The sequence below is a fragment of the Gemmatimonadota bacterium genome, assembly GCA_040388625.1.
GTDB lineage: Bacteria > Gemmatimonadota > Gemmatimonadetes > Gemmatimonadales > Gemmatimonadaceae > Fen-1247.
In genome coordinates this window covers 279,846-306,017 of sequence record JAZKBK010000001.1, presented here as the reverse complement: position 1 = coordinate 306,017, position 26,172 = coordinate 279,846, and the positions used below count along the sequence as shown (strand labels likewise).

22 protein-coding genes are annotated in these 26,172 nt (G+C 63.4%); 15 read left to right on the top strand and 7 right to left on the bottom strand.

Annotated features, from left to right (window positions below; all coding sequences use genetic code 11):
* Nucleotides 1–9 precede the first annotated feature (9 nt).
* On the bottom strand, nt 10–585 hold the full coding sequence (locus tag V4529_01350; GenBank protein ID MES2356965.1) for a helix-turn-helix transcriptional regulator: 576 nt from the start codon (nt 583–585) through the stop codon (nt 10–12).
* A gap of 104 nt (nt 586–689) precedes the next feature.
* On the opposite strand from V4529_01350, the gene V4529_01345 reads away from it, so the two are divergent.
* Nucleotides 690–1,421: a LysM peptidoglycan-binding domain-containing protein gene (locus V4529_01345; GenBank protein ID MES2356964.1), complete on the top strand. Its 732-nt coding sequence runs from the start codon at nt 690–692 to the stop codon at nt 1,419–1,421.
* A gap of 3 nt (nt 1,422–1,424) precedes the next feature.
* Here V4529_01345 and V4529_01340 read toward each other — a convergent pair whose 3' ends face one another.
* Nucleotides 1,425–2,726 (bottom strand): VanZ family protein, encoded by a 1,302-nt coding sequence (locus V4529_01340; protein MES2356963.1) that lies wholly within the window; start codon nt 2,724–2,726, stop codon nt 1,425–1,427.
* Between the two features lie 132 nt (nt 2,727–2,858).
* Here V4529_01340 and V4529_01335 point away from each other — a divergent pair, with 132 nt between their 5' ends.
* Complete coding sequence (locus V4529_01335) at nt 2,859–3,767, top strand: ketopantoate reductase family protein (GenBank protein ID MES2356962.1); 909 nt, start codon at nt 2,859–2,861, stop codon at nt 3,765–3,767.
* Between the two features lie 118 nt (nt 3,768–3,885).
* On the top strand, nt 3,886–7,074 hold the full coding sequence (locus V4529_01330) for a glycosyl hydrolase (GenBank protein MES2356961.1): 3,189 nt from the start codon (nt 3,886–3,888) through the stop codon (nt 7,072–7,074).
* Nucleotides 7,075–7,175: 101 nt separating this feature from the next.
* On the opposite strand, the gene V4529_01325 is transcribed toward V4529_01330, so the two are convergent.
* Nucleotides 7,176–7,592, bottom strand: coding sequence for a VOC family protein (locus tag V4529_01325; GenBank protein MES2356960.1), 417 nt, complete (start codon nt 7,590–7,592; stop codon nt 7,176–7,178).
* Nucleotides 7,593–7,816: 224 nt separating this feature from the next.
* On the opposite strand from V4529_01325, the gene V4529_01320 reads away from it, so the two are divergent.
* The 3 genes from V4529_01320 to V4529_01310 all read left to right on the top strand — a co-directional run bounded on the left by V4529_01320 (nt 7,817) and on the right by V4529_01310 (nt 12,374).
* The gene (locus V4529_01320; GenBank protein MES2356959.1) at nt 7,817–10,888 is read left to right on the top strand and encodes an EAL domain-containing protein; all 3,072 of its coding nucleotides are present in this window, start codon (nt 7,817–7,819) and stop codon (nt 10,886–10,888) included.
* An 87-nt stretch (nt 10,889–10,975) separates the two neighbouring features.
* A complete protein-coding gene (locus tag V4529_01315; GenBank protein MES2356958.1) occupies nt 10,976–11,755 on the top strand; it encodes an SDR family oxidoreductase in 780 nt (259 codons plus the stop codon).
* 79 nt (nt 11,756–11,834) lie between these two features.
* Entirely contained in the window at nt 11,835–12,374 is a 540-nt protein-coding gene (locus V4529_01310; GenBank protein MES2356957.1) for a hypothetical protein, read from the top strand.
* A 79-nt stretch (nt 12,375–12,453) separates the two neighbouring features.
* Here V4529_01310 and V4529_01305 read toward each other — a convergent pair whose 3' ends face one another.
* From V4529_01305 to V4529_01295, 3 genes are all read right to left on the bottom strand, one after another.
* Nucleotides 12,454–12,870, bottom strand: coding sequence for a hypothetical protein (locus V4529_01305; GenBank protein MES2356956.1), 417 nt, complete (start codon nt 12,868–12,870; stop codon nt 12,454–12,456).
* Between the two features lie 77 nt (nt 12,871–12,947).
* Nucleotides 12,948–13,739, bottom strand: a complete 792-nt coding sequence (locus tag V4529_01300) for a nitrilase-related carbon-nitrogen hydrolase (protein MES2356955.1) — start codon at nt 13,737–13,739, stop codon at nt 12,948–12,950.
* A complete protein-coding gene (locus tag V4529_01295; GenBank protein MES2356954.1) occupies nt 13,736–14,938 on the bottom strand; it encodes an aminotransferase class I/II-fold pyridoxal phosphate-dependent enzyme in 1,203 nt (400 codons plus the stop codon). The genes V4529_01300 and V4529_01295 overlap by 4 nt, the downstream gene beginning before the upstream one ends.
* 373 nt (nt 14,939–15,311) lie before the next feature.
* On the opposite strand from V4529_01295, the gene V4529_01290 reads away from it, so the two are divergent.
* On the top strand, nt 15,312–16,061 hold the full coding sequence (locus V4529_01290; GenBank protein ID MES2356953.1) for a lysophospholipid acyltransferase family protein: 750 nt from the start codon (nt 15,312–15,314) through the stop codon (nt 16,059–16,061).
* A gap of 51 nt (nt 16,062–16,112) precedes the next feature.
* Here the strand turns inward: V4529_01290 and ggt are convergent, their stop codons facing one another.
* Entirely contained in the window at nt 16,113–17,954 is a 1,842-nt protein-coding gene (ggt, locus tag V4529_01285) for a gamma-glutamyltransferase (protein MES2356952.1), read from the bottom strand.
* Here ggt and hemA point away from each other — a divergent pair.
* From hemA to hemL, 8 genes are read left to right on the top strand one after another with little or no spacing between them, the layout of a single operon-like run.
* Nucleotides 17,889–19,202: a glutamyl-tRNA reductase gene (hemA, locus tag V4529_01280; GenBank protein ID MES2356951.1), complete on the top strand. Its 1,314-nt coding sequence runs from the start codon at nt 17,889–17,891 to the stop codon at nt 19,200–19,202. The genes ggt and hemA overlap by 66 nt on opposite strands.
* Nucleotides 19,199–19,921 carry a hydroxymethylbilane synthase gene (gene hemC, locus V4529_01275; protein ID MES2356950.1) on the top strand — a complete coding sequence of 241 codons (723 nt, stop codon included), beginning with the start codon at nt 19,199–19,201 and terminating at the stop codon, nt 19,919–19,921. Before hemA ends, hemC begins: the two co-directional genes overlap by 4 nt.
* Nucleotides 19,918–20,700 (top strand): uroporphyrinogen-III synthase, encoded by a 783-nt coding sequence (locus V4529_01270; protein MES2356949.1) that lies wholly within the window; start codon nt 19,918–19,920, stop codon nt 20,698–20,700. Before hemC ends, V4529_01270 begins: the two co-directional genes overlap by 4 nt.
* Complete coding sequence (hemB, locus tag V4529_01265) at nt 20,697–21,695, top strand: porphobilinogen synthase (GenBank protein ID MES2356948.1); 999 nt, start codon at nt 20,697–20,699, stop codon at nt 21,693–21,695. The genes V4529_01270 and hemB overlap by 4 nt, the downstream gene beginning before the upstream one ends.
* Nucleotides 21,695–22,816, top strand: coding sequence for a uroporphyrinogen decarboxylase (gene hemE, locus V4529_01260; protein ID MES2356947.1), 1,122 nt, complete (start codon nt 21,695–21,697; stop codon nt 22,814–22,816). The genes hemB and hemE overlap by 1 nt, the downstream gene beginning before the upstream one ends.
* On the top strand, nt 22,813–23,787 hold the full coding sequence (gene hemH / locus V4529_01255; GenBank protein ID MES2356946.1) for a ferrochelatase: 975 nt from the start codon (nt 22,813–22,815) through the stop codon (nt 23,785–23,787). The genes hemE and hemH overlap by 4 nt, the downstream gene beginning before the upstream one ends.
* Nucleotides 23,778–24,863: an FAD-dependent oxidoreductase gene (locus tag V4529_01250; GenBank protein MES2356945.1), complete on the top strand. Its 1,086-nt coding sequence runs from the start codon at nt 23,778–23,780 to the stop codon at nt 24,861–24,863. The genes hemH and V4529_01250 overlap by 10 nt, the downstream gene beginning before the upstream one ends.
* Nucleotides 24,860–26,167 carry a glutamate-1-semialdehyde 2,1-aminomutase gene (hemL, locus tag V4529_01245; protein ID MES2356944.1) on the top strand — a complete coding sequence of 436 codons (1,308 nt, stop codon included), beginning with the start codon at nt 24,860–24,862 and terminating at the stop codon, nt 26,165–26,167. Before V4529_01250 ends, hemL begins: the two co-directional genes overlap by 4 nt.
* The last annotated feature ends 5 nt before the right edge of the window (nt 26,168–26,172 follow it).

Here is a 26,172-nt window from a genome sequence, read left to right as displayed (position 1 = left end):
TCGACTCCATTACTTGATCGGGACCAGCACGCGCCCCTTGCCATCCTTGAAAGCGCGCCCGAGCCGGTCCGCAAACCTGTCGAGCACAGCGATGTCGCCCTCACGCATGGCGTATTCCGCCGAAGTAGTCGGAACACGATACGTCGCCGTCGATGGGACCGGCGATGGGCGCAGTTGCTTACGTTCCCTTACGAGTACGGCACCGCGCGAGTGTGCGAACTGCCACATCCGCCGACCAATCTGAGAATTGGTAAGCGGACAGTCGGGGTATCGCTCGCGCACAAGCCGAATGAACCGCTCGTTGGTAACGACACGGCGACCATCCTCACGTTCTGTCACGACCGGCTCCGAAACCGACGTGTCTTCCAACTCTGCCTGCTCCGGAACCTCTATCGAGATCCGAACCGTTGCGCCCAATACCTCGGCTACCTGTCGCAACAAATCGAGCGAGACATTATACCTCTCGTCGTGCTCGATGTTACGTATGGTTGACGGAGACAGCGATAACTGAGCGGCGACGTCCTCTCGGCGCAGACCTCGGAGCTTTCGGAGACGCTCCAGGTCCCTGCCAATCCACACGGCCATACTTATCTAGTTAATGCCATTACTGCTATACGTATGATGATAGCGATGCTGATGTTATACGTCAACTGTTTACGGCGAGAGGGCGAGCGGCCCGAACCCGCCGAGTGAAGGAAACCGAAGGCCTTTACCGGGCTGGCCGCTTCATTCGGCGTGTGCTAGTTGGTACGATAACGCTCATAGTTGTCGTCGCCGCAGTTGGATATCTGTTCCTCATGCGTCAAGTCGATCCGGCCTCGGCGTGGGCGTATGCGACGCGCGAACTTGATGGTGGCGCGCTGCATTACGATGAACATCCGGTACGAATCGCCCGCGTTTACCGGCGACGGCCGGCGAACTACTTCCGCGCAGCGAACGGACTGCTTGTCGCGACGCCCGAGCGCGTGCTGTTCATCGGAATCGAGCCGCGCGACATGCTGGCGGGCGCCGACGCTCCGGCGGCCATCCTCACGAGCGAATTTTCGAACGACACGCTTCTGTCGACTTCGCTTGAGCGTGTCTACTCGCTAACTGCGCACGGCGTGGTCATCCGCCGAGGTAATCGCACGGAGCAATACGCCGCGTCATCGGGTTATGAAGCGCAGCTGGATTCGCTGGTTGGTTATCTCACGAAACGCAAGATCCAGGAACGCGCGGCGGCGGCACAGGACCGCGAGCTCCGGGAACAGCTTGCGAAACTGCTCAGACAACCGTTGCACTATGTCGTCGAGCGGGGTGATGCGCTGTCCGTGATCGCTTCACGCTACAACGCGACGCCGGCACAGCTCAGGGAATGGAATCATCTCGCAAGTGATCGGATTCGAGCGGGCGAAACGCTGCTGGTTCGTCCCGGGAAATAGCGCTCAGCGGGTATCCGTCAGCTGGCCCCGAATCTTGTATCCCACGCGTCGCAGAAGAAGAAAGCCAAGCGCGGCGCCCGCACTCTGAATCAGAATGTGGGTCACATCCATGAACCGTTCGGCGATTGGTATCTTCCCGGCTTCGAGCAGTATGGCCAGATAGATCGCGGGCAGCACGCCGCGCAACGGCCCCTTGACTCGCAGAGGCCAGACGGCGAGAAGTGCGCCCAGCGGCACGAAGAGAACTCCCTGTGCTACGACGTCCGTCACGCTGAACAGATCTCCGCGCTCGGCGAGTGCTTTGAGAGGAACGAGGTGGCTGGATGTGAACTGATCGGCCATCGCGGCGCTGGACAGATCGAGACGGAAGGGTCGCCAGCTCCACACCGCGATCGCCAGTGAATAAGCGAGGGCGACGATTCGCGCGCGTTGCCGTACCGGGAATCTGGCGGCGAACGATTCCATTGCACCTGCGGCACACATGGCACCGAACGCCGCTGCAACGACGTGAGTGAGCGCCGCGCCAAGAACGATCGGCTCGGCTGCGACGCCATGCACCACTTCAACGAGCGGATAGATGACCGCGGCGACGCAGATCGTGATGAACGTCGCAGCGACGGTGGATGCGCCGCCCTCCATCAGGGCAATCGCGCAAAATGCGCCAGCGGGAAAGAAGATGAGTACGTCGATCAGCGGGATCTGGGTGATCGATTCGGGACGGATCGCGGCGATCGCTCGAGCGATGCGGTCGTCGATGCTGCCCCCGAGCTGCGGCAACAGATCCTGGCGGAAGAGCGGCATGAACGCTTCCATGATCGTCGCAACGCCATAGCTCACGGCGAATAGTGCGGACGGAATTCCGAAATACGACCGCTCTTGCGCCCTGTCGTTCATCAGCGCAAACGCCGCGAGCGTAATGAGTCCGCCAGCAAGGCCGCCGATGGTATCGGTGGTTACGTCGATGAGACTTGCGTTGCGGACTGGGGAGAAGAGTTGCAGCGCCTCGATGCAGCCACTCATCAGGAATGAGATTATGACAACGCGAAGCAGCGTTGCCCCGGGGCGTCGCAGTCTGCTCGTGGCGATCCAGACTACCCCGAGACCGGCAAAGAGAAGGATGTTGCGTACCGCGTCGATCGCGTCGCTCAGACGAGGCGTAAGATCGAGTGCGCGAGCGAGGCGCGGCGGAACGTCGGCCCAGGTGGGATCAGCGTGGAGGTTGCTGAGCGTTGCGACTAGAATGATCGCGACGTACGCCAGCCGTGCCGTACGGGTGTGGCGGGGGGTCATCGAGGATGGGCGCATTTCTGGTTGCCTACGCTCGCACCGTGGCCGCGGAAAAACAAGCCTCGCGCATCAATCGCCTCCGCCCCTCTCACGTCGGCGCCCAAATCGCTACATCTTGCTTTACTTCGGAACCAATCACCTGATCGTAAGATGAGAATAGCAATTCTGGGCGCGGGCGGGGTTGGCGGGTACTTCGGGGCCCTCCTCGCCCGTGCCGGGCACGATGTGGTACTCTACGCGCGCGGCGACAATCTCGCGGCAATTCGCGCCGGCGGAATAACCGTCAGGGACGCGAACGGGAGCTTCACCGTCCCGATCGGCGCGACCAATGCACCGGATGAGCTGAGCGGCTCGGAATTCACGATAGTAGCGGTCAAGAGCTACTCCCTCGCCGAAGTCGCTCCGGTTGCGCGAGAACTCGCGCTCGACGGAAGCGTCATAGTTCCACTTCTGAACGGCGTCGAAGCCGCAGACGATCTCCAGCAGGCGGGAGTTCCGCGCTCCCAACTACTCGGCGGGCAGACCAATGTCAGTGCCTACAAGGCCGAGCCTGGCGTGATTCAGCGAGCCTTGTGGAAGGAGCGCATCGTGGTCGGCGAGCTGAACGGAGAGTTGTCGGAACGAGTGACGCGCTTCGTCGAGGCGCTGCGCGAAGCTGACATCGAGGCGATCGCTACGACGAATATCATCGTCGAGCTGTGGCGCAAGTTCAACATGTTGTGCGCGATGGCCGCGGCATGCGGTATGGCGCGAAGCGATGTTGCCGGCATTCGCGATACCGAGCTCGGGCATCTATTGATAGAGCGTGCGGTCGGTGAGATCGCCGCAGTCGGACGAGCGCGTGGGGTAGCGATTCCCGCGTCACAGGAGGCGGACATGATGCATCACATCGACAGACTTCCGGGGACGATGAAACCGAGCTTCCTGCTGGATGTGGAGCGCGGCGGGCCCACCGAGCTCGATGTGCTGAGCGGCGCGGTGTCGCGCTTCGGCCGCGAAACTGGGATACCAACCCCGGTGCACGACACAGCCGCAGCTGTGCTCGCCCGTCGCGTGTGACGCGCGGTCGTCACACGAGTTGTTGCAGGAGCCGTTGCAAAGACCTGTTATACGAACCGTTGCACCAGTCGGCTCGACGGGCCGGCTTCGCCTACAATCCAGATCACAAGAGGTAGACGTGTCAGACTCTGTTGCCGGACTACGCCTTCGCTATTCGCTGCGCATCTGCGCCGCCGTACTGCTCTGCACACCGATGCTGCTCGCGGGGCAGACGAGCCCCGCAACGCAACCGGATTCCGTTCAGTTCCGCGGCATGGCGTGGCGCTCGATCGGGCCAAATCGCGGCGGACGCTCGATCGCCGTCGCTGGCAGTTCGAGTCGTCCATTGGAGTATTACTTCGGCGCGACTGGTGGCGGATTGTGGAAGACGACCGATGCCGGCCAGAGCTGGAGGCCGGTAACGGATGGTCAAATCCAGTCGAGCTCGGTTGGCGCAGTTGCCGTTTCCGAATCCAATCCCGACGTCGTGTACATCGGGATGGGCGAAACGGATATCCGCGGCAACATCATGCAGGGCGACGGCATCTACAAATCGACCGACGGCGGCCGGAAGTGGACGCACATGGGACTCACCGAGACGCAGGCGGTGGCGAAGATACGCATCGACCCGAAGAACCCTGACATCGTCTACGTAGCGGCGCTCGGCCATCCTTCCGCGCCCAATCCGGAGCGGGGCGTGTTCAAGAGCACGGACGGTGGAAAGACCTGGCGAAAGATTCTGTATCGAAACGACAGAACCGGCGCGATCGACCTGTCGATGGATCCGAACCATCCTGAAGTGTTGTACGCGGCTCTGTGGGAGGCATATCGCACGTCGTGGCAGATGTCGAGCGGCGGACCCGGCAGCGGGCTGTTCAAGACAACCGACGGCGGCGAGCACTGGACCGAGATCACCCGTAATGCGGGATTGCCGAAGGGGATCATTGGGCGAATAGGGGTGAGCGTGTCCCCCGCCGACGCAAACCGTGTTTACGCAATCGTCGAAGCGGCGGATGGCGGCGTGTATCGTTCGGACGATGCTGGCGCGACGTGGAAGCGCACCAACGACGAGCGCAAATTGCGGCAGCGCGCGTTCTACTACACGCACATCACGGCGGACCCCAAGCTTCGCGATCGAGTGTACGTCCTCAACGTCAATTTCTTCAGATCGGATGACGCAGGGACGCACTTCGATACGACGCTCGCTGTACCGCATGGAGACAATCACGAGCTCTGGATTGCATCCATCGACAACCAACGAATGATCGAGGCGAACGACGGCGGTGGTACCGTATCCGTCAATGGCGGCGCAACGTGGACCGACCAGAATTTCCCGACCGCGCAACTCTACCACGTCGCGACTAGCAGTGATTTCCCGTATCACGTCTGTGGCGCACAACAGGACAACACCACCCTCTGCCTTCCCTCCAGCGACTGGGCGAACCTGCGTGGCGCAGCGTCGCGCAAGCTCGGCGACTGGATGTACCAGGTAGGCGGCGGCGAATCAGGTTACATCGCGCCGGATCCCAGGCATCCAGACATTTTCTACGCGGGCAGCCAGGGTGCACTGCTGTCCCGCTACGATCGCTCGAACGGTCAGTTCCGCGACGTGCAGGTGTATCCTCGCTTCTTCTCCGGAGAGCCGTCCAGCGCCTTGCCGGAGCGCTGGCAGTGGACCTTCCCGATCGTATTCTCGCCCAGGGACTCCACAACGATCTACACGTCCTCGCAACATCTGTGGAAGACGACCGACGAGGGTCAGACGTGGCAGCGCATCTCGCCCGATCTCACGCGTGCGGACCCGAAGACTCTCGGGCAATCCGGTGGTCCGATCACGCACGACATGAACGGTCCGGAGATATACGCAACGATCTTCACGATCGCACCGTCACCGCTCGACACGTCGGTCATTTGGACGGGATCGGATGACGGAATGGTGTATGTGACCAGAGACGGCGGTCGAACATGGACCGATGTCACGCCGCCGACGCTTCCCAAATTCGCGCGCATCAGCATTATCGATGCATCACATCACGAGCCCGGCTCGGCGTATCTCGCAGCCAAGCGTTACCTGCAGGACGACCGCGCGCCCTACATCTACAGCACGCACGACTGGGGCAAGACGTGGACGAAGATCGTCACCGGCATTCGCGCCAACGACTACGTGCACGCCGTACGAGAAGACCCGACGCGGCCCGGCCTGCTCTACGCCGGAACCGAACATGGATTCTACGTTTCGTGGAACGACGGTGCGCAGTGGAAACCGTTCTCGCTCAATCTTCCGGATCTGCAGGTATCCGACATCGCGGTGGAGAAGAACGACCTGGTGATCGCGACGCACGGGCGTTCGATGTATGTGCTTGACAACGTTGCGCCAATCCGTCATGCCGCCGAGGTCCACGGCCCGATCACGCTCTTCGCACCGCCGATCGCGACGCGCAGAGTCGATTCCGCCACATTTCAGTATTCGCTTGCGGCGCGCGCGGACACGGTACGCATCGACGTCCTCGACCATGATGGCAAGCTGGTTCGAAGCTTTGTCGGCGGCGGAGAGCAACGTCACGATTCCGCCGGCGGACGCACCACAGCTTCGCGACCGGACATCGCAGTGCAGGACACCATACTCCATCCAACAGGATGCGAAACGCCGCGGCGACGCGGAGGCAACGCACTGCCAACGGGACGCGCAGGGCTGAATACGTTCGGCTGGGATCTTCGCTATCCGGGAGCCGTCTCGTTCGAGTGCCTGATCATGTGGGGCGGCTCCGCCGACCGCGGGCCGCTCGCCCTGCCTGGCCAGTACACGGTACGCATCACTGCGGGCTCCGCGACTGCTACACAACCGCTGACGGTACGGATGGATCCGCGACTCAAGGGTATCACGGAGCGCGATCTCGCAGAGCAGTTCGCGCTCAGCATGCAGATCCGGGATCGCGTTTCTGCAGCCGACACCGCGGTGATTCGCATCAGACAGATGCGCAGCAAGATTGCAGACAGAATTGCGCGTGCGAAAGCGCAGGATGTCACAAAGGCTGGAGGCGAGACGGCCGCAAAACTGCTGGCGATCGAGGAAGCGCTCTACCAGACGCAGAACAGGAGCGGTCAGGATCCGCTCAACTTCCCGATCAGGATCAACAACAGAATCGCGGCGCTTGGATCCAGCGTCGAATCAGGTGATGCGAGACCGACTGCCGCATCGTACGTCGTCTTCAAGGAGCTGTCAGCGGAGCTCGATGGAATCCTGCGGAAGCTCGATGCAGTCGTAGCGTCGGATGTCGCGACGTTCGACGCAACTGTGAAGCGGCATAACCTCCCGCCGATCGTCTAACGCGTCAGCGGTTCCCTCTTACCCGTCATACCCGCGAAAGCGGGTATGACGGTGAGTAGTCGCTTCCCCGCTCGCGGCGACCGCGACGGCGACGGCCCAGGTTATTTCGCGAAGATCTGGGACATGTCGCGGAACGCCTTGAATTCGAGCGCGTTGCCCGCCGGGTCACGCACGAACATCGTCGCCTGCTCGCCGGGAAGGCCGGCAAAGCGAACGTAAGGCTCGATTACGAACTCGACCCCGGCCGCCTTCAATCGGCTCGCGAGATTCTCCCAATCCGGCATCTCCATGACGAGACCAAAGTGCGGAATGGGCACTCCGTGGCCATCCACCGCGCTCGACGCGCGGTCGCCTACCGCACCGGGCTGAAGGTGCGCCACGATCTGATGACCGAACAGGTCGAAATCGACCCAGGCGGGATCGCTGCGCCCCTCCTTGCAGCCAAGCACGTCGCCATAAAACGTGCGCGCCGCACTGAGGTCGTCCACCGGGAATGCAAGATGAAAGAAAGCTGTCACGAGCTGGATCGGTTGAGTGTGTAACCCTGATACGCGAGAGCGTTTGCCGCGTTGGAAGGTTGACGCCTGGCGTGCGGGTGCGCAAGGCAGTGCAAGTAGGTAGATTCGGTGTTCATTCGGGTCGACTCAGTTCACCGGCCCGCTACAACGCCGCCCGTCTGGCGCCGATACTCAAGCACGGACGAGCCGACCGAGCGGCCCGTTCGCGAACACCATCCCACCCCATGTACGAACGATCCTCGATCACCCGATCGACAGTAATCGTAGGTGTCTGCACCCTTGGGGCTCTCGCGCTGCTCCAGGTCGCGGATCGTGCGCTGCTGCCCGGTCTTTCCCCCTGGGGAGTGCGATTGATTCCGGTGATGGTTGCCGCGATCGCCGCGGCTACGGCTGCGTACATCATCCGCAGCCGCGAGCATCGGCGCGCCGCTGCCGAATCATTTCTTCGTGAGTCCGAGGCTCACTTCCGTGCGATCGCCGAGGATGTGTCCGACGCGATCATTGCATCCGACGGTGATCAGCGCATCGTCTTCTGGAACGCGCCGGCAGCGCAGATGTTCGGCTACACCGAAGCCGAGGTGCTGGGTCAGTCGATCGGCATGCTCGTACCGCAGGAGCGGCGTGAGGCGCATCTCGCCACGTTGCGCAGGATCCAGGCTGGTGACGCCAGTGGCGCTGCGCGAACCGTGCAGCTTCGCGCCATGCGCAAGGACGGCGCGATCTTCGTCATCGAAATGGCACTCAGCGTCCGAACTGGCGCGGAGCGGATCGTGTTCACTGCCGTGGTGCGCGATGTCACGGAGCGCATGCACGCAGCGCAGATTCTCCGGCAGCACGTCGCGACGATGCGAGCTGTCACCGAGGGCACTTCCGACTCGGTGTGGGCCAAGACCGTCGACGGACACTACCATCTGATCAACTCCGCGGGCGCCAACATGTTCGGCGTTCCGGCGCACGTCATCATCGGATCGGATGACGTGTCGATCTTCGGTGAAAGTACGGCAAGGTTGATTCGTGCCCGCGATCTGGATGCAATAACAGCCGGCGAGACTGTAGTCACTGACGCCACAGCGAGAGATGCGGATGGCGTGATGCGGCAGTACGTGACGACGCGCACTCCCTGGCGTGACGCCGAAGGCAACATTATTGGATTGATCGGCGTATCCCGCGATGTCACGGAGAAGGTGCGCGCCGAACGTGCGCTGAGGACCAGCGAGGAACGGTACCGTCAACTGGTGGAGCAGTCTCCGGAGGCCATAATAGTCCATCGCGACGGCGCTCTCCTCTACATCAACAAGACCGGTGCGGCGATGCTGGGTGCCGGGAATGCTGATGCATTTATTGGGCGCTCGCTTTCATCCTTCGTGCATCCCGACTCGCTCGAACGGCTGGTCGACGCGCTTAGCTCGCGCGGGCGAGGCGAATTCTCGACGAAACCATCGGAGTACCGGATAATCACAGCGGATCGTGGAATTGCGGATGTCGAGGCGCTGTCCGTCGCTGTCGAGCACAACGGATCACCGGCAGTGCAGACAGTGTTGCGCGACGTCACCGCGCGGCGAGCTGCCGAATCTGCGCTGCGCGATCGCGAAGCGCGGCTGCATCTCGTGATGCACCAGATACCCGCTGTTCTGTGGGCCACTGATCGGGATGGCCACTTCACCTCGGCACTGGGCGCCGGTCTCAACGCACTCGGAATCGAACCGGAACATCTCATCGGGATGCATGCGAGCGAGCATTTCGGCAGTGCCGGCGAGACGGTGTCGGGCACCAGCGCAATCTCATCCGCGCTGCGCGGCGACTCGGCGTCGTTCGAGCTCGCGTGGATTGGGCGCAGCTTCGTGTGCAGCGTCGAACCGCTGAGAGCGGCATCGGGCGATATCGAAGGCGCGCTCGGGCTCGCGGTCGACATTACGGAGCGCAAGGTGCTCGAGACACAACTGACCTACCGCGCGTTCCACGATCCCCTCACAGGACTCGCGAACCGCGCCCTTTTCCGCGACCGCGTCATGCACGCGCTCAGTCGCATCGGACGCGGGAAGCACGTAGCGATTCTCTTCCTCGATCTCGACGATTTCAAGACCATAAACGACAGTCTTGGACACGGCGAGGGCGACCGTCTGCTCGCGGCGGTCGGCTCGCGGCTCGTCGGCGCTGTGCGGAGCCACGATACCGTTGCGCGGTTCGGCGGTGACGAGTTCGCGATCCTGCTCGAAGATCTCGTGAGCGCGGAAGAGGCGCTCGATGTCGTTACGCGCGTGGAGGAATCCTTGCGCGCGCCGATAAGCCTGCGTGGCCGCGAGGTGATCGTTACGGCGAGTCTCGGGCTCGCCCACGCATCACCTGGCGACGCCGCGGACGACATACTGCGCAACGCGGACGTCGCCATGTACAACTCGAAGGAAGCAGGCAGTGCGCGCCACACTGTCTTCGAGCCGCGGATGCACGCTGCCATTGTCGATCGTCTGGAGCTGGAGTCGGACCTGCGCGGCGCACTGGAGCGGAACGAGTTGCATCTCATGTTTCAGCCCGTCGTCGCGCTGGAAAGCGGGATGCTTCAGGGATTCGAGGCGCTCGTGCGCTGGTCGCATCGGACACGCGGCGAGCTCGCCCCGAAACAGTTCATTCAGCTCGCGGAAGATACCGGCCTGATCGTGGAGATCGGCCGATGGGTTGTGAAGACCGCGTGCAACGAGCTGAGCCGGTGGCACAGGCTCGCAGCGGATGGGGCGATAGGTCTGCACGAAGAGCTACGCATGGGAATCAACATCTCCGGATTGCAGCTGGAACAGGACAGTTTCGTGAGCGACGTCGCCGCGGCGCTGGAGAGCAGCGGCGCTCCCCCGGACCGGGTCGTGCTCGAGCTGACGGAAGGCACGCTCATGCGTCGCACCAGTGAAACACTCGTGCGATTGCACGCGCTCAAGGCACTGGGCGTTCAACTCGCGATCGACGATTTCGGCACCGGCTATTCGTCGCTGAGCTACCTGCAGCGGTTCCCGATCGACGTGCTGAAGGTCGACAAGACATTCGTCGAGGGAATCGCACGCAGCGGCGGCGACGGGGCGCTCGCGCGCACCATCGTGGCTCTGGGCGAGATGATGAAGGTGCGGACGCTTGCGGAGGGAATCGAGACGCAGGAGCAGTGCGACATTCTGGCTGAGCTTGGTTGCAAGTATGGTCAGGGTTATTTCTTCGCGCATCCGATGCCAGGCAGCGACGTCGCTGGATGGGCCGCTGGCCATGCGTCGCGCTGCGTCAATCGCGGGCGCCGAATGAAGGGCCGCGTCGCGTAGCTACCGAGCGCTCGCTCGCCTGCCCGACCGCAGGCTGGCGATCGATCGCCCCTCCCGCCCCGAGCCGTGTAGCGGATACATTGTGCGATGGTCAATAGCAACGAACGTGGCATCCTCGATCTGGCGGGCCGGCGCGCACTTGTCACCGGTGCATCGCGCGGAATAGGGGCCGCGACAGCACGACTGTTAGCCGCGGCAGGCGCGGACGTCATGATTGGTTACCGCAGCCGGCACGACGACGCCAGCGCTGTGGCTGCGGATGCTGCCGCCTTCGGCGTTCGTGCCGCGGTGCATGCGGCCGACGTGGCGACGGCGGAAGGCGCACACCAGCTCGTCCAGGCGACCATACGCGAGCTCGGCGGTCTGGATATTTTCATCGGCAACGCAGGGATCTGGCCGGAGGAAGAGGTGCCGCTCAGCAGCATGGACGCCGCGCGCTGGCATCGGACGATGCGCGAAAACCTCGATTCGATCTTCTTCACCAGCGCTGCGGTGGCGAGGAGCATCACTGACGGTGGAAGGATCGTGCTCATCTCGAGCACTGCGGGCCAGCGAGGTGAGGCGTATCACGCGGACTACGCCGCAACCAAGGGCGCCGTCATCTCGATCACCAAGTCACTGGCCGTGGAGCTTGCGCCGCGCGACGTTACGGTAAACTGCGTCGCACCGGGATGGGTCGACACCGAGATGGTGGCAGGAGCCATCGCTGGTCACGGGATCGCGCGGATTTCCGATGGCATTCCTCTGGGCAGAATCGCTACGCCGGCCGACATAGCGGGACCCGTCGCCTTCCTGTGCTCCCCGCTCGCACGGCACATCACCGGAGAGATCGTCAACGTCAACGGTGGGAGTGTTCTGTGCGGATGAGTTCCGGGACGCGCTAGCCAGCGCGCCCGGGAGCGGCTACTTTCTGCGGGGTATTTTCATCCTGAATGGAGCCCGTCGCATGCAGATACGTCGGTCATTGTTCACAATCACCGTTCTTGCGACCGCCGGCTGCGCAACGGGATCGCTGGTGAATCAGCAACAGGACCCGATCATGGTGATGGTTGGCAACACCGGGTCACTGCAATACAAACAGGACGTCCGGGTCGTGAGCCAGAACGTCGCGGGGACACCCGCTGAGCTCTGGGCGAAACTGAATGCCGCTTACTCCAATCTTGGGCTCCCGGTGACTGCGCGCGACAGCGCTGCTTTCGCAGTCGCGGCCCAGAACGCGCAGTTCATGGGCCGGTTTGGACAGACACCGATGTCACGCATCATCGATTGTGGTGTCACACCATTCGGGACGCAGCGCGCAAACTCCTACCACGTATGGCTCAGTGTCGCGACGCAGCTTCAGCCGTCCAGCAAGGGGACGACGGTGCGGACCAGCCTGGCGGCGACAGCACGGGATCAGAATTCGTCGACGGCGCCTGTGCAGTGCGGTAGCACCGGCGCACTCGAGGCCGACATCGCGGCTGCGCTTGGCGGCCAATCGCAATAACATCCAGAACGATGATCAGCGAATGCAAGGAGGCCGCCGAGCGCAAACTCGGCGGCCTCCTTGCATTCGCCCTCTGGAGTTACGGCCAGCGGCGATCGTTTCTGATGTCGCGGCGATCGTTTCTGACATCGCGACGATCGCCGAAGATATCGCGATACTCTGCATTCGCGGCTCGCTGCGCTGCCGCCGCAGAGCGCTCATCCGCGCGGACGGCAGCTGGGTTGTGGTACGCGCGGTCCAGGCGGACGTCCCGCACGTCACGGCGTACCGCACGGTGGTCCGTGCGAATTTCGCGCCGATCCTGCGCGATGTCACGAGCGTCCCGGCGAGTGTCCCGCCTGTCGTAACGAACGTCGCGAACATCGGCGCAGCGATCGCGGTCAACGCGACACCAGGCAGCGTTCGCTGGTGTCAGTCTCACGACCTGCGCGCCAGCCGAGATTGCGGTTATGGAAAGGGTGGCAGCCGCTGCTGCGGCAACAAGTCCGTACCTCATGTCAATCCTCCGTCCTGCAGTGTGAAAGCGACGTTGACTGCACGCTCACGAGAATAGACGCCGAGGCCCAACCGTCGTTAACGGCGATCGGCCAGGAAGGGATACGCCCCTCTGACCCGTCCAACCTCTCCGGGTGAAACCGACACGGACGCGATGTCAGCCGTACCAGGAACAATGGATCGGTCCAGCGGGATCCCCCACGGGTCGTATGCCGCCGAGCCGCCGTCGTACACGATGGAATCACCGACGCCGATTCGATTCACACCGATGACGTAGCACTGGTTCTCGATCGCACGGGCCTGCAACAGCGCGTCCCAATGCGCCCGGCGAGCCGCCGGCCAGCTCGCAATGACGACGATCAGATCCGTCTCCGCCGCGACGGCGCGAAACAGCTCGGGAAAGCGCAGGTCGTAGCAGATGAACGGGCTCACGCGAACTCCATCCACATCCATGACGACAGGTTGATCGCCCCCCATGTAGGAGCGTTGCTCGTTCGCGTACGCGAATAGTCGCTGCTTGTGGTACACGGCGGCGAGGGCACCGTCGGGTGAGAACATCAAAGCCGAGTTTTTTGCAGTGCGTGTGAGGGGATCCGGGTCTCGCGTCGCGACGCCGGCAAGGAGCCATACATTGGATTGGGACGCCATGTTCGAGAGCTGCGTGACGCTCTCTCCCTCCAGCGACTCTGCAAAATCGGCATCCATGGTGAAGCCGGTAGTACACATCTCCGGCAGCACGACGAGACGGGTGCCGCTCCTCGCCGCGGCGGCGACGATGGCAGAGGCGCGATCGAGTGATGCAGCCGTCTCCTGCCATCCGATGTCGTACTCGCCGAGCGCAACGCGCAGCGGCGCAGCGGTTGACTTCACGCAATCCCCTCGGAAAGTGCGGCGCGAAGCAGGACGCTTCCCTCGCGTACCATCGCCGTGTCGCAGCTGAACGCGAAACGGATCGCACCGGCGCACGTCTCGCCGAATGCGTCACCGGGCGCGCTTCCGATTCCAGATGCTGCAAGCCGATCGGACAAAGCCGCCGCGTCGGGCACGCCAAGGCGCTCGTATGCGGACTCGTCGAGCTCGACCCATGCGTAGAACGCACCGCGTGCCGCGAAGGCGCGGACACCGGGAATGCCGGACAGCGCGCCAAGCATGATGTCGCGGCGTATCGCGTACTCGCTGCGCATTGCCTGCAGGTGATCTTCAGGCCCGTTCACCGCCGCAAGCGCGGCCCATTGTGCAAGACTGTTGACACCGTTGATGCTGCACCGGAGCAGCTTGGGAATTCGGTCGTGCATCAACGGGGACCGTGTCACGATATAGCCGACCCGCAAGCCGCTCATCGCGTGTGATTTGGAGAACGAAAAGATGCTGATGACACGATCGGCGTAATCACCTGCGAGCGATCCGATGGAGACGTGGGTCCACGGGTCGTAGAGCACGTCCTCGTAGGCTTCGTCGGAGACGATCCACAGGTTGTTGGCGCGGGCAAGTTCCACGATTTCCTTCAACCGCTCGACCGAAAGGACGGCACCCGTCGGGTTGTGCGGCGTGTTGATGAAGATTGCGCGCGTACGCGGCGTGATTGCGGCCTCGATCCGATCGGTACGGTACTCGAAATCGTCGGCGGCGCTGAGCTCGACGCCGACGGGGACGCCGCCCGCCATCCGTATGTTCTCGACAACCTCCGTCCACATGGGATCCGGAACTATCACCTCGTCGCCAGGAACGAGCAGGGCGCCAAACGTGACGAAGAGCGCGTGCATCGCGCCATTCGTGACGAAAACGTCGTCGCTCGTCACGCCAGCGAGGTGATTGCGGTTGCGCACCTTGGCCGCGAGCGCGTCGCGAAGCTGCGGGATTCCGTTGTTCGGGATGTAGTGCGTCTTTCCGGCGCGCGCTGCGGCATCGACCGCGTCGAGCACTGGAGTGGCGACGCTGAAGCTGGGGTCGCCCGACTCGAAGCGAAACACCCGCATGCCGGTCGCCTGGGCCTTGAGCAGCTGCTCCCGGATCTGGACGATCTTCCCGAGCGAGATCGCGTCGAGGTAGTGAACTGGCGCGGCGGTCATTGTCGATTCTTCCGGATCAGCTATGAGCATCTATCGGTGTCCTTGGCGTGGGGCTGGTGAATTGATGGCAAAAAAAAATGCCCGCCTGACGAAAGGTCTGGCGGGCACGGGAATGAAACTCGAGCAGCTTCATGCATGCGTCAACCAGATCCCCGTGGAGGAGAGTGGCTTGCACTTGCTGAAAGGCATGAAGCGGGAGGTGGTCATCTGTGCGAATGGTGGTTTGTCTTCCGCACATAGGGTATCGGGGCACGCGGCAGTTGTCAACGTCCCGCCGAATATCTTGATCACTTCTCGCTCAGCATTGGCGGCCATCAGGCACGGCCAGAGCACCAGCCTTACGTCCACGGCGCCGCGCTGGCAAATTTTGCGGATGCAACGACTGGTCAACGCCTGGGTGTGGACGGAGACTGTTCTCATCGTCCTGTTCGGATTCATCTACGTCTCGATCGTCTGGATCGCCACCGCCCCATTCGACCCGGGACGGTATGCCGCCGGCCGGGCGTTCCGCCATCTTGCCGTCGCTGTGACCGGTCTCAACCCGTACTGGCACTTCCACACCAGCGGCGTTGCCGTCCACGATCCGCGAAGGCCGTACGTCGTCGTCGCTAACCACGAGAGCTACGCCGACATCTTTCTGATGTCGCATCTGAAATGGGAGATGAAGTGGCTCTCGAAGGACACGATCTTCAGGATTCCCGTCATGGGGTGGATGATGCGGATGGCCGGTGACATTCCGATCAACCGTAGCAGCCGCGGAAGTGGCCAGCAGGCGCTGGATGCCTGCAGGGATCGCCTCGCCAAGAAGGTCTCGGTGATGATCTTTCCCGAAGGGACGCGGTCGCGCGGCGACGACCTCCTACCATTCAAGGACGGCGCGTTTCAGCTGGCGATCTCCACAGGAACAGCGATCCTGCCCGTCGCTATTGCAGGGACGCGGGACGCAATGGCAAAGGGCTCGTTCAGCTTTCGTCGTGCGAATGCTATGTGCAGAGTGCTCGAGCCGATCGAAACCGCGGGGCTCACTGCGACGGACCTGCCCGCTCTCCGTGACATGACGCGCCAGCGCATTTCAGATGCGCGATGCCAACTCCAGCGAGAGCTGAGCGAGGCCAAAAAATAAGAGCGGCGCGCGGGAGGACTCCCCGCGCGCCGCTCCAACATACGTGCTGGATCAGTAGCCGACGGCGCCGCCGTTGGAACGTGGCTCGTACACTCCGACCCAGCGTCCGTCCGGCCCGCGCATGACGGCGTTCACGTTCGTGAGACCGCCCACCTCGTGCAGCTTGTACCCCATCGCCACGAGCGAATCCGTCGCGGACTGTGAGAATCCGCCCTTCTCGTATGTGATCTCATCGGGCCACGCCTGGTCGTGCATGCGCGGCGCGAACATAGCGTCTGGGAGCGACATGTGCTGGTCGATGACGTTCAGTATCACCTGCGTGACTCCCGTGATGATAGTCGGGCCGCCGGCGGCCCCGACTACGAGCAGGAGCTTGCCGCTGCGATCCAGCACGATCGTCGGAGACATGGCGCTCAGCATGCGCTTGCCGGGCTGAATCGCATTGATCTCACCCTGCACCAGACCGAACTGGTTCGGCTTGCCGGGCTCGGCCGCGAAGTCATCCATCTCGTCGTTCATGAAGAAGCCCGCATCGGCGACGAACACGCCGGACCCGAATCCACTGTTGAGCGTGGTCGTCGTGGAGACTGCGTTGCCGGATGCATCGACCACCGAGTAGTGGGTGGTGTGCATCGGCTCGGCAGCTGCCGCGAACGACGGCGACGGGGTGGCACGGTCCGGCTGGATGGTCGACGCAAGCTTCCTGGCATACGCCTTGTCGGTCAACATGTCGAGCGGATTCGTGACGAACGCGGGGTCACCGAGCTTTGTGTTGCGGTCGATGAAGGCGCGCTGGAACGTCTCCGCCAGAAGGTGCTTGTACGCCGCGCTGTTGAATGGCGGGAGCGACTTCCAGGTTTCGAGTTGATTCAGTATTTCCACCGTTGTCACACCACCGCTGGACGACGGCGGCATCGCGTACAGAGTGTAGCCGCGATACTTGCCGACGATCGGTGTGCGCCACTCCGGCCTGTACGACGCGAGATCCTGCCGGGTGATTATCCCGCCATCGTGCTTCATCTGCGCGACGATCTCGTCGGCGATCGGGCCGGTGTAGAATGCAGCTGGTCCCTGATCGGCAATCAGGCGCAGGGTCTTCGCCAATTCCGGCTGCCGAAGAAGAGTGCCCGGAGGAAGTGGCTTGCCGCCTGGGAGAAACACCGCGGCGCCGGCGAACTGGCTGATGAGATGCGCGCTCGCGCCCAGCCCTCGCGACGTCGCGCTGTCCACGATGAAGCCATCCGAGGCAAGCTTGATGGCCGGCTGCATCACGTCGTGCAGCGACATCGTGCCGTACTTGGCGAGCGCGGCCGCCATGCCGGCCACGGAGCCGGGAACGCCGGATGCGAGCCCGCCCACGGTGCTCTTGTTCGTCAGCTTGCCGCGCTCGATGTACATGTCCCGCGTTGCGGCGAGCGGAGCCGTCTCGCGATAGTCGACCGCGGTGGCCTCGCCGTTCGCCATCCGGATCACCATGAACCCGCCGCCGCCGATGTTTCCGGCGAACGGGAATGTCACTTCGAGCGCGAAGCCGGTCGCCACCGCTGCGTCGACGGCGTTTCCGCCCTTCCTCAGGATCTCGGCGCCCGCTTCGCTGGCGAGATTGCTGTTGCTGACAACCATCGCGTGCTGTTCGACCGTCGGCGGCCTGCGATGCTTGCTGCCCCATCCATCCGGGAAGGCTGCGTGCACCGTCGGCGTCGAGGCGGTGCTCGGCGCCTCGGCGCTCGGGCTGGATGTCTTGCACCCTGAAAGTACAAGCATCGCTGCGAGCGTCGCGGCACCGGCCGCGCGAGACAGCCGAGCTGAACGAGCGAGTACGGTCAGGTGATAGCGAGAGGTATATTTCACTGGCAACGGCGTCCCCTGTTTGGTCTGTCCGAACGTTCGCATTCGGTAAGTTTACAAAAGTACTCTCCCGGGCGAACTGCCGTTTGGACTGGAGTCCGTAGTCGCCCGGATACCGTAGAGGGCGTGGAACTCACAACTTTCCAGCTCGCCCCGTCCCCCGGATTCTCACGCACATTGGTCACTGAAATAGCCGTAGACACCGGCCTCAGGCTAGACTGCCTCGGAATCAGCCACAAAACGGCTACGTCCGAGGTGCGCGAGCGTGCCGGTTTATCCACGTCCGTGCTCCGTGATGCGCTGGCCGCAGCGCGACACGACCCGCGCATCGAGCGCCTGGTGGTAATCGCGACGTGCCATCGCACCGAGCTGTACGCGGAAACACCTGCCAGCACTCGCGACGTACGAGAGATCCTGCTCGAATGGTGGTCGGCGACGTGTGGAATCCCGGAATCCGTACTGGCGGCGCACGCCTATTCGCTGCACGGACTGGCCGCGGCGGAGCATCTCTTCAAGGTCGCCACGGGACTGGACTCGGTCGTAATTGGCGAGGCTCAGATCACCGGACAGGTAGCGAGCTCGCTGCGGCAATCGGTTGCAGTGCATGCGGCCTCGCCGCTGCTGAAGCTCGCATTCAAGAGCGCCGTTCGCGCCGGAGAGCGAGCACGTGGCATGATCTGGGGCCGTCTGCAAGCGGCGAGTCTGGGCTCGGCGGCGGTCGATGCCGCCGCGACGGCTGCGAACGGGCTTGCCGGCCGCAACGTCGTGGTGGTCGGAGCCGGCGAGATCGCCGAGCTGGCGCTGCGTTCGCTGGCGCCGTATGGGGCGCGCAGGATCACGATCGCGAATCGAACAGTGGAGGCAGCGGTCGAGATGGGTGCACATCACGGCGCCGACGCCTGTCCGCTGAACCTCCTGCCCTCTCTGCTGCGTGACGCGGACGTGGTGATCGCGGCAACACGCGCGGCACTCCCGCTGATCGACAGCTGCACCGTGACCAAGGCGCTCGCCCACAGACCGCATCGCCCCATGACGCTCGTCGATGTCTCATTGCCCCGCAATGTCGACGTCAACGTCCGCAGTGTTGCTGGTGCGAAGCTGATCGGCATCGATGATCTGGGCCCGTACGTGGTAGCGGCCCATGCGGAGCGACGCGCGGTCATTCCAGCTGTCGAGCGGATCATCGGCGAGGAGCTGGCGATACTCAAGGAGCGACTCGCCGCACGATCGACGGCTACGACACTACGGCGCCCGTCGGAATCCGCGCGGATAGCCAGCCCGATAGGGGTATGATGACAGGACGTTTCGTAGTTGGAACGCGGAAGTCCGAGCTCGCTCTGCGACAGACGGCGATCGTAGCCGGACTCCTTGCCGCTGCGCATCCCCGACTCGACATCGAAGTACGCGAGTACGAGACGTCCGGCGATGTGATGCTCGACGTTCCCGCGCCGCAACTGGCCGCCGACGCCTTTACCGACGTGATCGAGCGCGCACTGAGCACCGGTGAGATCGATGCCGCGGTACACTCGTACAAGGACCTGCCGACCGAGGCGACTGCCGGACTCGTGATCGCCGCGGTGCCTGTCCGTGCCGACCCGCGCGAAGCTCTCGTCTGCGCGCGTCCTCTCAGACTGAGCGAACTTCCGCCGGGCTCCCTCGTTGGCACGTCCAGCGAGCGACGCGCCGCGGCGGTTCTCGCGCTGCGTCCCGATCTCGAGGTAAAACCCATTCGCGGCACTGTGGATGCGCGGGTCGCGAAGGTACTCGCGGGGGATTATGACGCTGCGCTGCTTGCTCTCGCGGGTCTCGAACGGCTGGAACTACGCGCGAACATCACCGAGATATTCGATCTCACGACGATGCCGCCCGCCGCGGGCCAGGGCGCTCTCGCGGTGCAGTGCCGCGCCGACGATCCGATCGCTCTGGACATCCTGACGCGCATCGACGACGTCGATTTGCACAATGCCGTGGACGCGGAGCTGAGTTCATCCCTACGGGCGATGCAGTCATGACGGCAGCGCTCGCTGGACGCCGCGTGGTCGTGACGCGATTCGAGATGGAAGATGGGCCACTCACGACGGCGCTCCGACGAGCTGGCGCCGAGCCACTCGTAGTTCCTCTCATCGGCATCGATCCGATCCATCGCGATGATTCACTCGCGTCTGCCGCAGTCGGCGAATTCGACTGGATCGCCTTCACGAGCGCGAATGGCGTGCGCATGTTCTGGGCTCGACTGGACGCCGCCGATCAGACCGCATTCCGGCTGCATCCCGCGATCGCGGCAGTTGGACCGGCTACTGCACGAGCGGTTGCCGCGCTCGGCGCTACGTCGGCGGTGACTGCGCCTGAATTTGTCGCAGAGTCGCTGGCAGATGCACTTGGCGACGTGAAGGGAATGAAGATTCTCTGGCCGCGGGCCGCGGGCGCACGGTCGGTTCTTTCAGATACGCTGCGCGCGCGCGGCGCCGAAGTCGTGGAGCTGATCCTGTACGACACCGTCGCTCGCACCGTGCAAGATGAGACGCGAAGCAGGATACTGGAGGCCGATGCGATAACGTTTACGAGTCCGTCAGCCGTGCACGCGTTCGTTGCGTGCTTCGGCACGTCTGTCGCGCCCCGCATCGTCTGCATCGGACCCGTTACTGCGAACGCGGCGACGGAGGCGGGATTGCCGGTATCGGCTGTTGCGGGAGTGTACACCCTCGATGGCGTCGTTACCGCGCTCTCGCGGATGTTCGGCGCGGCCCCGCACGACAACGCACAGCAAGCGCCACCAATAAGCATGCAATGACCGACGCCGGCCAATTCCCCACCGTGAGACTCCGCCGGCTGCGCACCAGTGACACTCTTCGGCGGATGGTACGCGAGACCTTGCTGAGGCCGGAGCATCTCATCGCACCGATCTTCGTCACCGACGGCGAGAACGTCGTCGAGTCGATAGAATCGATGCCGGGAATCAAACGCGTGTCCGTCGATGGTGTAACGGCCATCGCCGACGAGCTCGTCGCAGCTGGTGTTCTCGCGGTGATTCTTTTTGGCGTTCCAGCACCGGATCGCAAGGATCCGCATGGAAAGGAGAGTTACGCGTCAGGCGGCGCCGTTCAGCGCGCGATCCGTGCTCTCAAGGCTCACGCACCCGACCTCCTCGTCATCACCGACGTGTGCATGTGCGAGTACACGTCACATGGCCACTGCGGGATTCTCGACGCCGAGCAATACCTCATCAACGATGAAACGCTCGATTCTCTGCGACGGATTGCGGTATCGCACGCCGAGGCTGGTGCAGACGTCGTCGCACCCAGCGGAATGATCGACGGCGCCGTCGGAGCAATCCGCGTCGCGCTCGACAATGCAGGCCATGCGAATGTGGCGATCATGGCTTACGCCGTGAAGTATTCCTCCGCGTACTACGGCCCGTTCCGCGACGCGGCAGGTGGTGCACCTGCGTTCGGCGACCGGCGCACGCATCAGTTGGACCCGGCGAATCGCGGGATCGCGTTGCGGGAAAGTGCGCTCGACGTTGCTGAAGGCGCGGATTTCTTGATGGTGAAGCCTGCGCTCGCCTATCTCGACATCGTGAGCGCCGTGAGCGCGGCGCATCCCGGCGTGCCCCTCGTCGCATACAACGTGAGCGGCGAATACGCGATGGTGAAGGCGGCGGCCGCGGCAGGATGGATCGACGAGCGCGCTGTCGTGCTGGAATCACTCACATCGATGCGCCGCGCCGGCGCCGGAATGATCATTACATATCATGCGAAGGATGCCGCGCGGTGGCTGAAGGATTGATGGCAGCAACGCGCCCGACGACAACCCGTCCGCATGCAACGCCGCCAGCGCACGGCGACGTGCCCGTCGCGAGCGTGGCTGCGGGCTCCGTTCTCGTTCGCGCGTGCCGTCGAGACGTTGTGCCGCACACTCCCGTGTGGCTGATGCGGCAGGCCGGACGGTACATGCCGGAGTATCGCGCGATCCGCGCGCGCCAGACCATGCTGGAAGCGATCGGCGATCCCGCAACCGCGGCGGAGATCACCTTGCAGCCCGTGAAGGCACTCGGCGTCGATGCGGCGATCATCTTCTCCGACATCCTGCCGCCGCTCATTGGCATGGGGCTCGACCTCGACTTCGTCGCAGGCGCCGGTCCGCGCATCGCCAATCCGGTTCGGGCGTCGCGCGACGTCGACATGCTCGGCACTCCGCCGGCGGAGCAGACGATGCGAGGTACGCTTGGCGCGATTCGACTCGTGCGCGAAGCGCTCCCCGCATCGACCCCGCTGATTGGATTCGCTGGTGCGCCCTTCACGCTGGCGTGTTACGCAATCGAGGGTGGCAGCTCGCAGCGTTACGATTTGGCGAAGAGCTTCATGTACGCGGAGCCCGCAGCGTGGGGACGGCTGATGCGCCGCCTCGTCACCGTGCTTGCGGATTACCTTGTCGCGCAGGCCCGCGCAGGCGCCGATGTCCTGCAGGTGTTCGACTCGTGGGCAGGCGCGCTCAGTCCACATGATTATGCACGCTACGTGCAGCCGCATAACGCAGCGCTCTATCGTGCAGTCCATGCTGCCGGAGTTCCCGTAATCAACTTCAGCACCGGCACCGGCGCATACATCGACGACGTCGCGGCGTGCGGCGGTGACGTGGTGGGAATCGACTGGCGCACTCCACTCGATTCGGTGCGCGCGAGACTCGGTGACAGGTATTCGATCATGGGAAACCTGGATCCGATCGCGCTGCTCGCGCCGTGGCGGGAGTTGAAGGCCCAGATCGATGACGTCTTGATGCGAGCCGGCTCCAGACCCGGGCACATCTTCAATCTCGGTCACGGCATTCTTCCCTCGACGCCGGTCGACAACGTGCGCAGACTCGTGGACTACGTGCATGAGGCTACTGCACCAGGTTACTGCCCTTGACTCGCACGCCCGACGACGCCGGCCAAACCGCACCGATTGGCGTGCTGCTGATGGCGTACGGCGGGCCCGAGTCGCTTGCCGAGATTCCCGGCTATCTGGCGGACATACGCGACGGCCGTCCTACAACGCCGGCCGTGCTCGCCGAGATCACACGCAACTACGAAGCAATTGGCGGACGTTCCCCGATCGCCGAGTTGACACAACGCCAGGCTGATGGAATCGAGCGCGAGCTCAATCCCGCCGGAGTGCCGCGCCGCTTCCGCGTGTATGTCGGAATGCGCCACTGGTCACCGTGGATCGAGGAAACGGTGGGCCGGATGAGCATCGATGGAATCGACCGCGCTGTCAGCATGGTCCTCGCACCGCACTTCAGCGGCATGAGCATCGCGCGTTATCAGGCAAAGATAGCCGATGGCCTCTCCATGTACCGCACGAACATCGACTTCGCGCACGTCGATAGCTATCACACTGCACCCGGCCTGATTGCCGCGCTCGCCGACCGCGTGCTCGCCGGCATCGCACGCTGGCCTGAAGCAGACCGCGATTTGGTGCATGTGATCTTCAGTGCGCACAGCCTGCCCGAACGGATCATTCGCGCCGGCGATCCCTACGACGCACAGGTTCATGAAACCGCTCAGCTCGTTGCGCAGAGCGCGGGAATTCCGTCGGACAGGTGGTCGTGGAGCTACCAGTCCGCCGGCCGTAGTCCCGAGCCATGGTTGGGTCCTACCTACCCCGACCATCTCGCGGCGCTTGCCGCGCGCGGCATACGCAACGTCGTCAGCGTGCCTGTAGGATTTGTCTGCGACCACGTCGAGATCCTTTACGACATCGACATCGACGCACAGCGCATTGCACGCGAGCTGGGAATGCATCTGGAACGCCCTCCCTCCCTGAACGACGATCCGCAATTCGTGCAGCAGCTGGCATCCATCATCGCACGTCGGGCCCAGGACGCCGGATGGACCTGAGCGGCAGTATCGAACGAAATGCAAGGCCGGAGATTCTTGTCATCGGTGCTGGAATCGCTGGAATCGCCGCCGCGTTGCGCATTCGTGCGCTGAACGACTCCTGCGGCATCACGCTCGCCGACTCCGCAGCGCGGTTCGGCGGCAAGATCGCGGGCGACGTTGTGGATGGATGCGTGGTCGATGGTGGAGCGGACGTGTGCATCGGGAGCAAGCTGCGAACTACCAGCCTCTTCGATGCTCTGTCGCTCGGCACGCGCGTGATTCGCGTGAATCCTGACAATCTTCCGACCTACGAGCGTCGGGACGGCGAGCTCTGCAAATCGCCCACGACGTTCGACGGTGAGTTGCTGACGTTCCGGGAGGGGCTGCGGGAGCTGGTCGACGTTGCCTGCGCAGCGCTGAGTGACGTAACGGTGCGCACGAATGCAGTCGCCGAGTCGATCCAGCGTACAGATGACGGACGATGGGTCACGCACTTTGCGGACGGCACATCGCTGGTCGCAGACGCCACGATCATTGCAGTTCCGGCACGTGCAGCCATGATGCTGTTGTCATCGCTTGCAGTCCCGGCGGCAAAGACGCTGGAAGGGGTCGCGTATCCGGCAACCACCACCGTAACGATGGCGTGGAATGCCGACGACGTTCAGTGCTCGCTTTCGGGGACCGGCTACCTCGTGACGGAGCCGTCGTCCGCAGTCAGCGCCTGCACCTGGACCTCTTCCAAGAACCCGACTCATGCGCCGCGAGGGACCGTTCTTGTGCGCGGATACGTTCGCGGCTGCGGACTCGACGCCATCTCACTCGTTCGCGCGGAAGTCGCCTCTACGCTGGGCGTCACTGCCACGCCGCTGTTCACACGTGTGTACGAGTGGCCCGCTGGAATCCCGGTGTATCCACCCGACCACGACAAGAACGTGACGGCGCTTGGCGACGCGCTTGCAGCGGTTCCCGGAATTTTCATCGCCGGGTCTACCTTTCACGGGATCGGGATTCCCGATTGCATCCATTCGGGCGAGCGTGCCGGTGCATCGGCAGTAACATATCTTGCAGCACGACAAACAGAGGAAGCGGCATGACATCGATCGACGCGACGCCAGATACCTCGGAATCCACGCGACTCTATGATGTCGCCCGACGGTACTTTCCGGGTGGAGTCAGCTCGCCGGTGCGTGCGTTCAATGGCGTCGGTGGTTCACCACGCTTCATCGTGAGCGGCAAGGGCGCATACGTCACCGACGCCGATGGCAATCGCCTGGTGGACTACCTGCTCGCCTATGGTCCGCACGTTCTCGGTCATGCGCCGCAGGTTGTACTGGACGCGATCATCGAGACTGCGTCGCGAGGGACCAGCTTCGGTGCGCCGAGCACGCATGAGATCGAGCTCGCAGAGGCAATTCAGCAGTTCGTGCCGTCGATGCGGGTAATGCGATTCGTGACGTCCGGTACCGAAGCTGTCATGAGCGCGATCCGGCTCGCCCGCGCCGCGACGGGGCGCGACCTCATCATCAAGTTCGACGGCAATTATCACGGTCACGCCGATTCGGTTCTCGTGCGTGCGGGATCGGGCGTCGCAACACTCGGGCTTCCGGATTCACCGGGAGTTACCGCTGCGGCAACCCGCGACACGATGGTGCTACCGTATAATGATATCGAAGCGGTACGCAACGCCTTCGCCGAGTACGGTCACAAGGTCGCCGCTGTCATCGTCGAGCCGATCGCCGGCAACATGGGAGTTGTACTACCAGTTCCTGGTTTCCTCGAAGCCCTGCGGTGGCAAACGACTGCGTACGACGCGGTACTCATCTTCGATGAAGTGATGACAGGCTTTCGGGTGCATCCCGGCGGCGCTCAGACGCTGTTCGGAATTTCGCCGGACCTTACCACGCTGGGCAAGGTGATCGGCGGCGGCCTCCCTGTCGGAGCGTACGGCGGCCGTCCCGAGCTGATGCGCCAGATTGCGCCCGACGGACCGGTTTATCAGGCGGGAACGCTCGCCGGCAATCCGGTCGTGATGGCGGCAGGAGTCGCAGTTCTTCGCGAGCTGGCGAGACCCGGCGTCTGGCAGCGTGCGGCGGACGCCACGACCGCTCTCGCCAGAGGGCTCGCGCGCGAGGCTGCAGCCGCAGGCGTGAGCCTTCAGGTACCGCACATGGGCACCATGCTGACGCCGTTCTTCTCGGACCGGCCGGTCACGGACTACACGCAGGCGCGCGCGTCCGACACGCGTCGCTATTCGGCCTTCTTTCACACGCTGCTCGATCTTGGTGTCTCACCGCCGCCATCGGCATTCGAGTCATGGTTCGTTTCCACACAGCACGGCGAGGCGGAGACAGACCACACCATCAAGGCAGCAGCGCAGGCCTTCCGCAACCTCGCCTGAGCTCC

Excerpts from the sequence above, each read along its gene's own strand:
- V4529_01320 (MES2356959.1), top strand. The coding sequence starts at position 7,817 with ATGTACGAACGATCCTCGATCACCCGATCGACAGTAATCGTAGGTGTC.
- V4529_01310 (MES2356957.1), top strand. The coding sequence starts at position 11,835 with ATGCAGATACGTCGGTCATTGTTCACAATCACCGTTCTTGCGACCGCC.
- V4529_01340 (MES2356963.1), bottom strand. The coding sequence starts at position 2,726 with ATGCGCCCATCCTCGATGACCCCCCGCCACACCCGTACGGCACGGCTG.
- V4529_01250 (MES2356945.1), top strand. The coding sequence starts at position 23,778 with ATGGACCTGAGCGGCAGTATCGAACGAAATGCAAGGCCGGAGATTCTT.
- V4529_01350 (MES2356965.1), bottom strand. The coding sequence starts at position 585 with ATGGCCGTGTGGATTGGCAGGGACCTGGAGCGTCTCCGAAAGCTCCGA.
- V4529_01305 (MES2356956.1), bottom strand. The coding sequence starts at position 12,870 with ATGAGGTACGGACTTGTTGCCGCAGCAGCGGCTGCCACCCTTTCCATA.
- V4529_01290 (MES2356953.1), top strand. The coding sequence starts at position 15,312 with ATGCAACGACTGGTCAACGCCTGGGTGTGGACGGAGACTGTTCTCATC.
- V4529_01335 (MES2356962.1), top strand. The coding sequence starts at position 2,859 with ATGAGAATAGCAATTCTGGGCGCGGGCGGGGTTGGCGGGTACTTCGGG.
- ggt (MES2356952.1), bottom strand. The coding sequence starts at position 17,954 with ATGCGAACGTTCGGACAGACCAAACAGGGGACGCCGTTGCCAGTGAAA.
- V4529_01295 (MES2356954.1), bottom strand. The coding sequence starts at position 14,938 with ATGACCGCCGCGCCAGTTCACTACCTCGACGCGATCTCGCTCGGGAAG.
- hemC (MES2356950.1), top strand. The coding sequence starts at position 19,199 with ATGATGACAGGACGTTTCGTAGTTGGAACGCGGAAGTCCGAGCTCGCT.
- V4529_01270 (MES2356949.1), top strand. The coding sequence starts at position 19,918 with ATGACGGCAGCGCTCGCTGGACGCCGCGTGGTCGTGACGCGATTCGAG.
- hemB (MES2356948.1), top strand. The coding sequence starts at position 20,697 with ATGACCGACGCCGGCCAATTCCCCACCGTGAGACTCCGCCGGCTGCGC.
- V4529_01315 (MES2356958.1), top strand. The coding sequence starts at position 10,976 with ATGGTCAATAGCAACGAACGTGGCATCCTCGATCTGGCGGGCCGGCGC.
- hemE (MES2356947.1), top strand. The coding sequence starts at position 21,695 with ATGGCAGCAACGCGCCCGACGACAACCCGTCCGCATGCAACGCCGCCA.
- hemL (MES2356944.1), top strand. The coding sequence starts at position 24,860 with ATGACATCGATCGACGCGACGCCAGATACCTCGGAATCCACGCGACTC.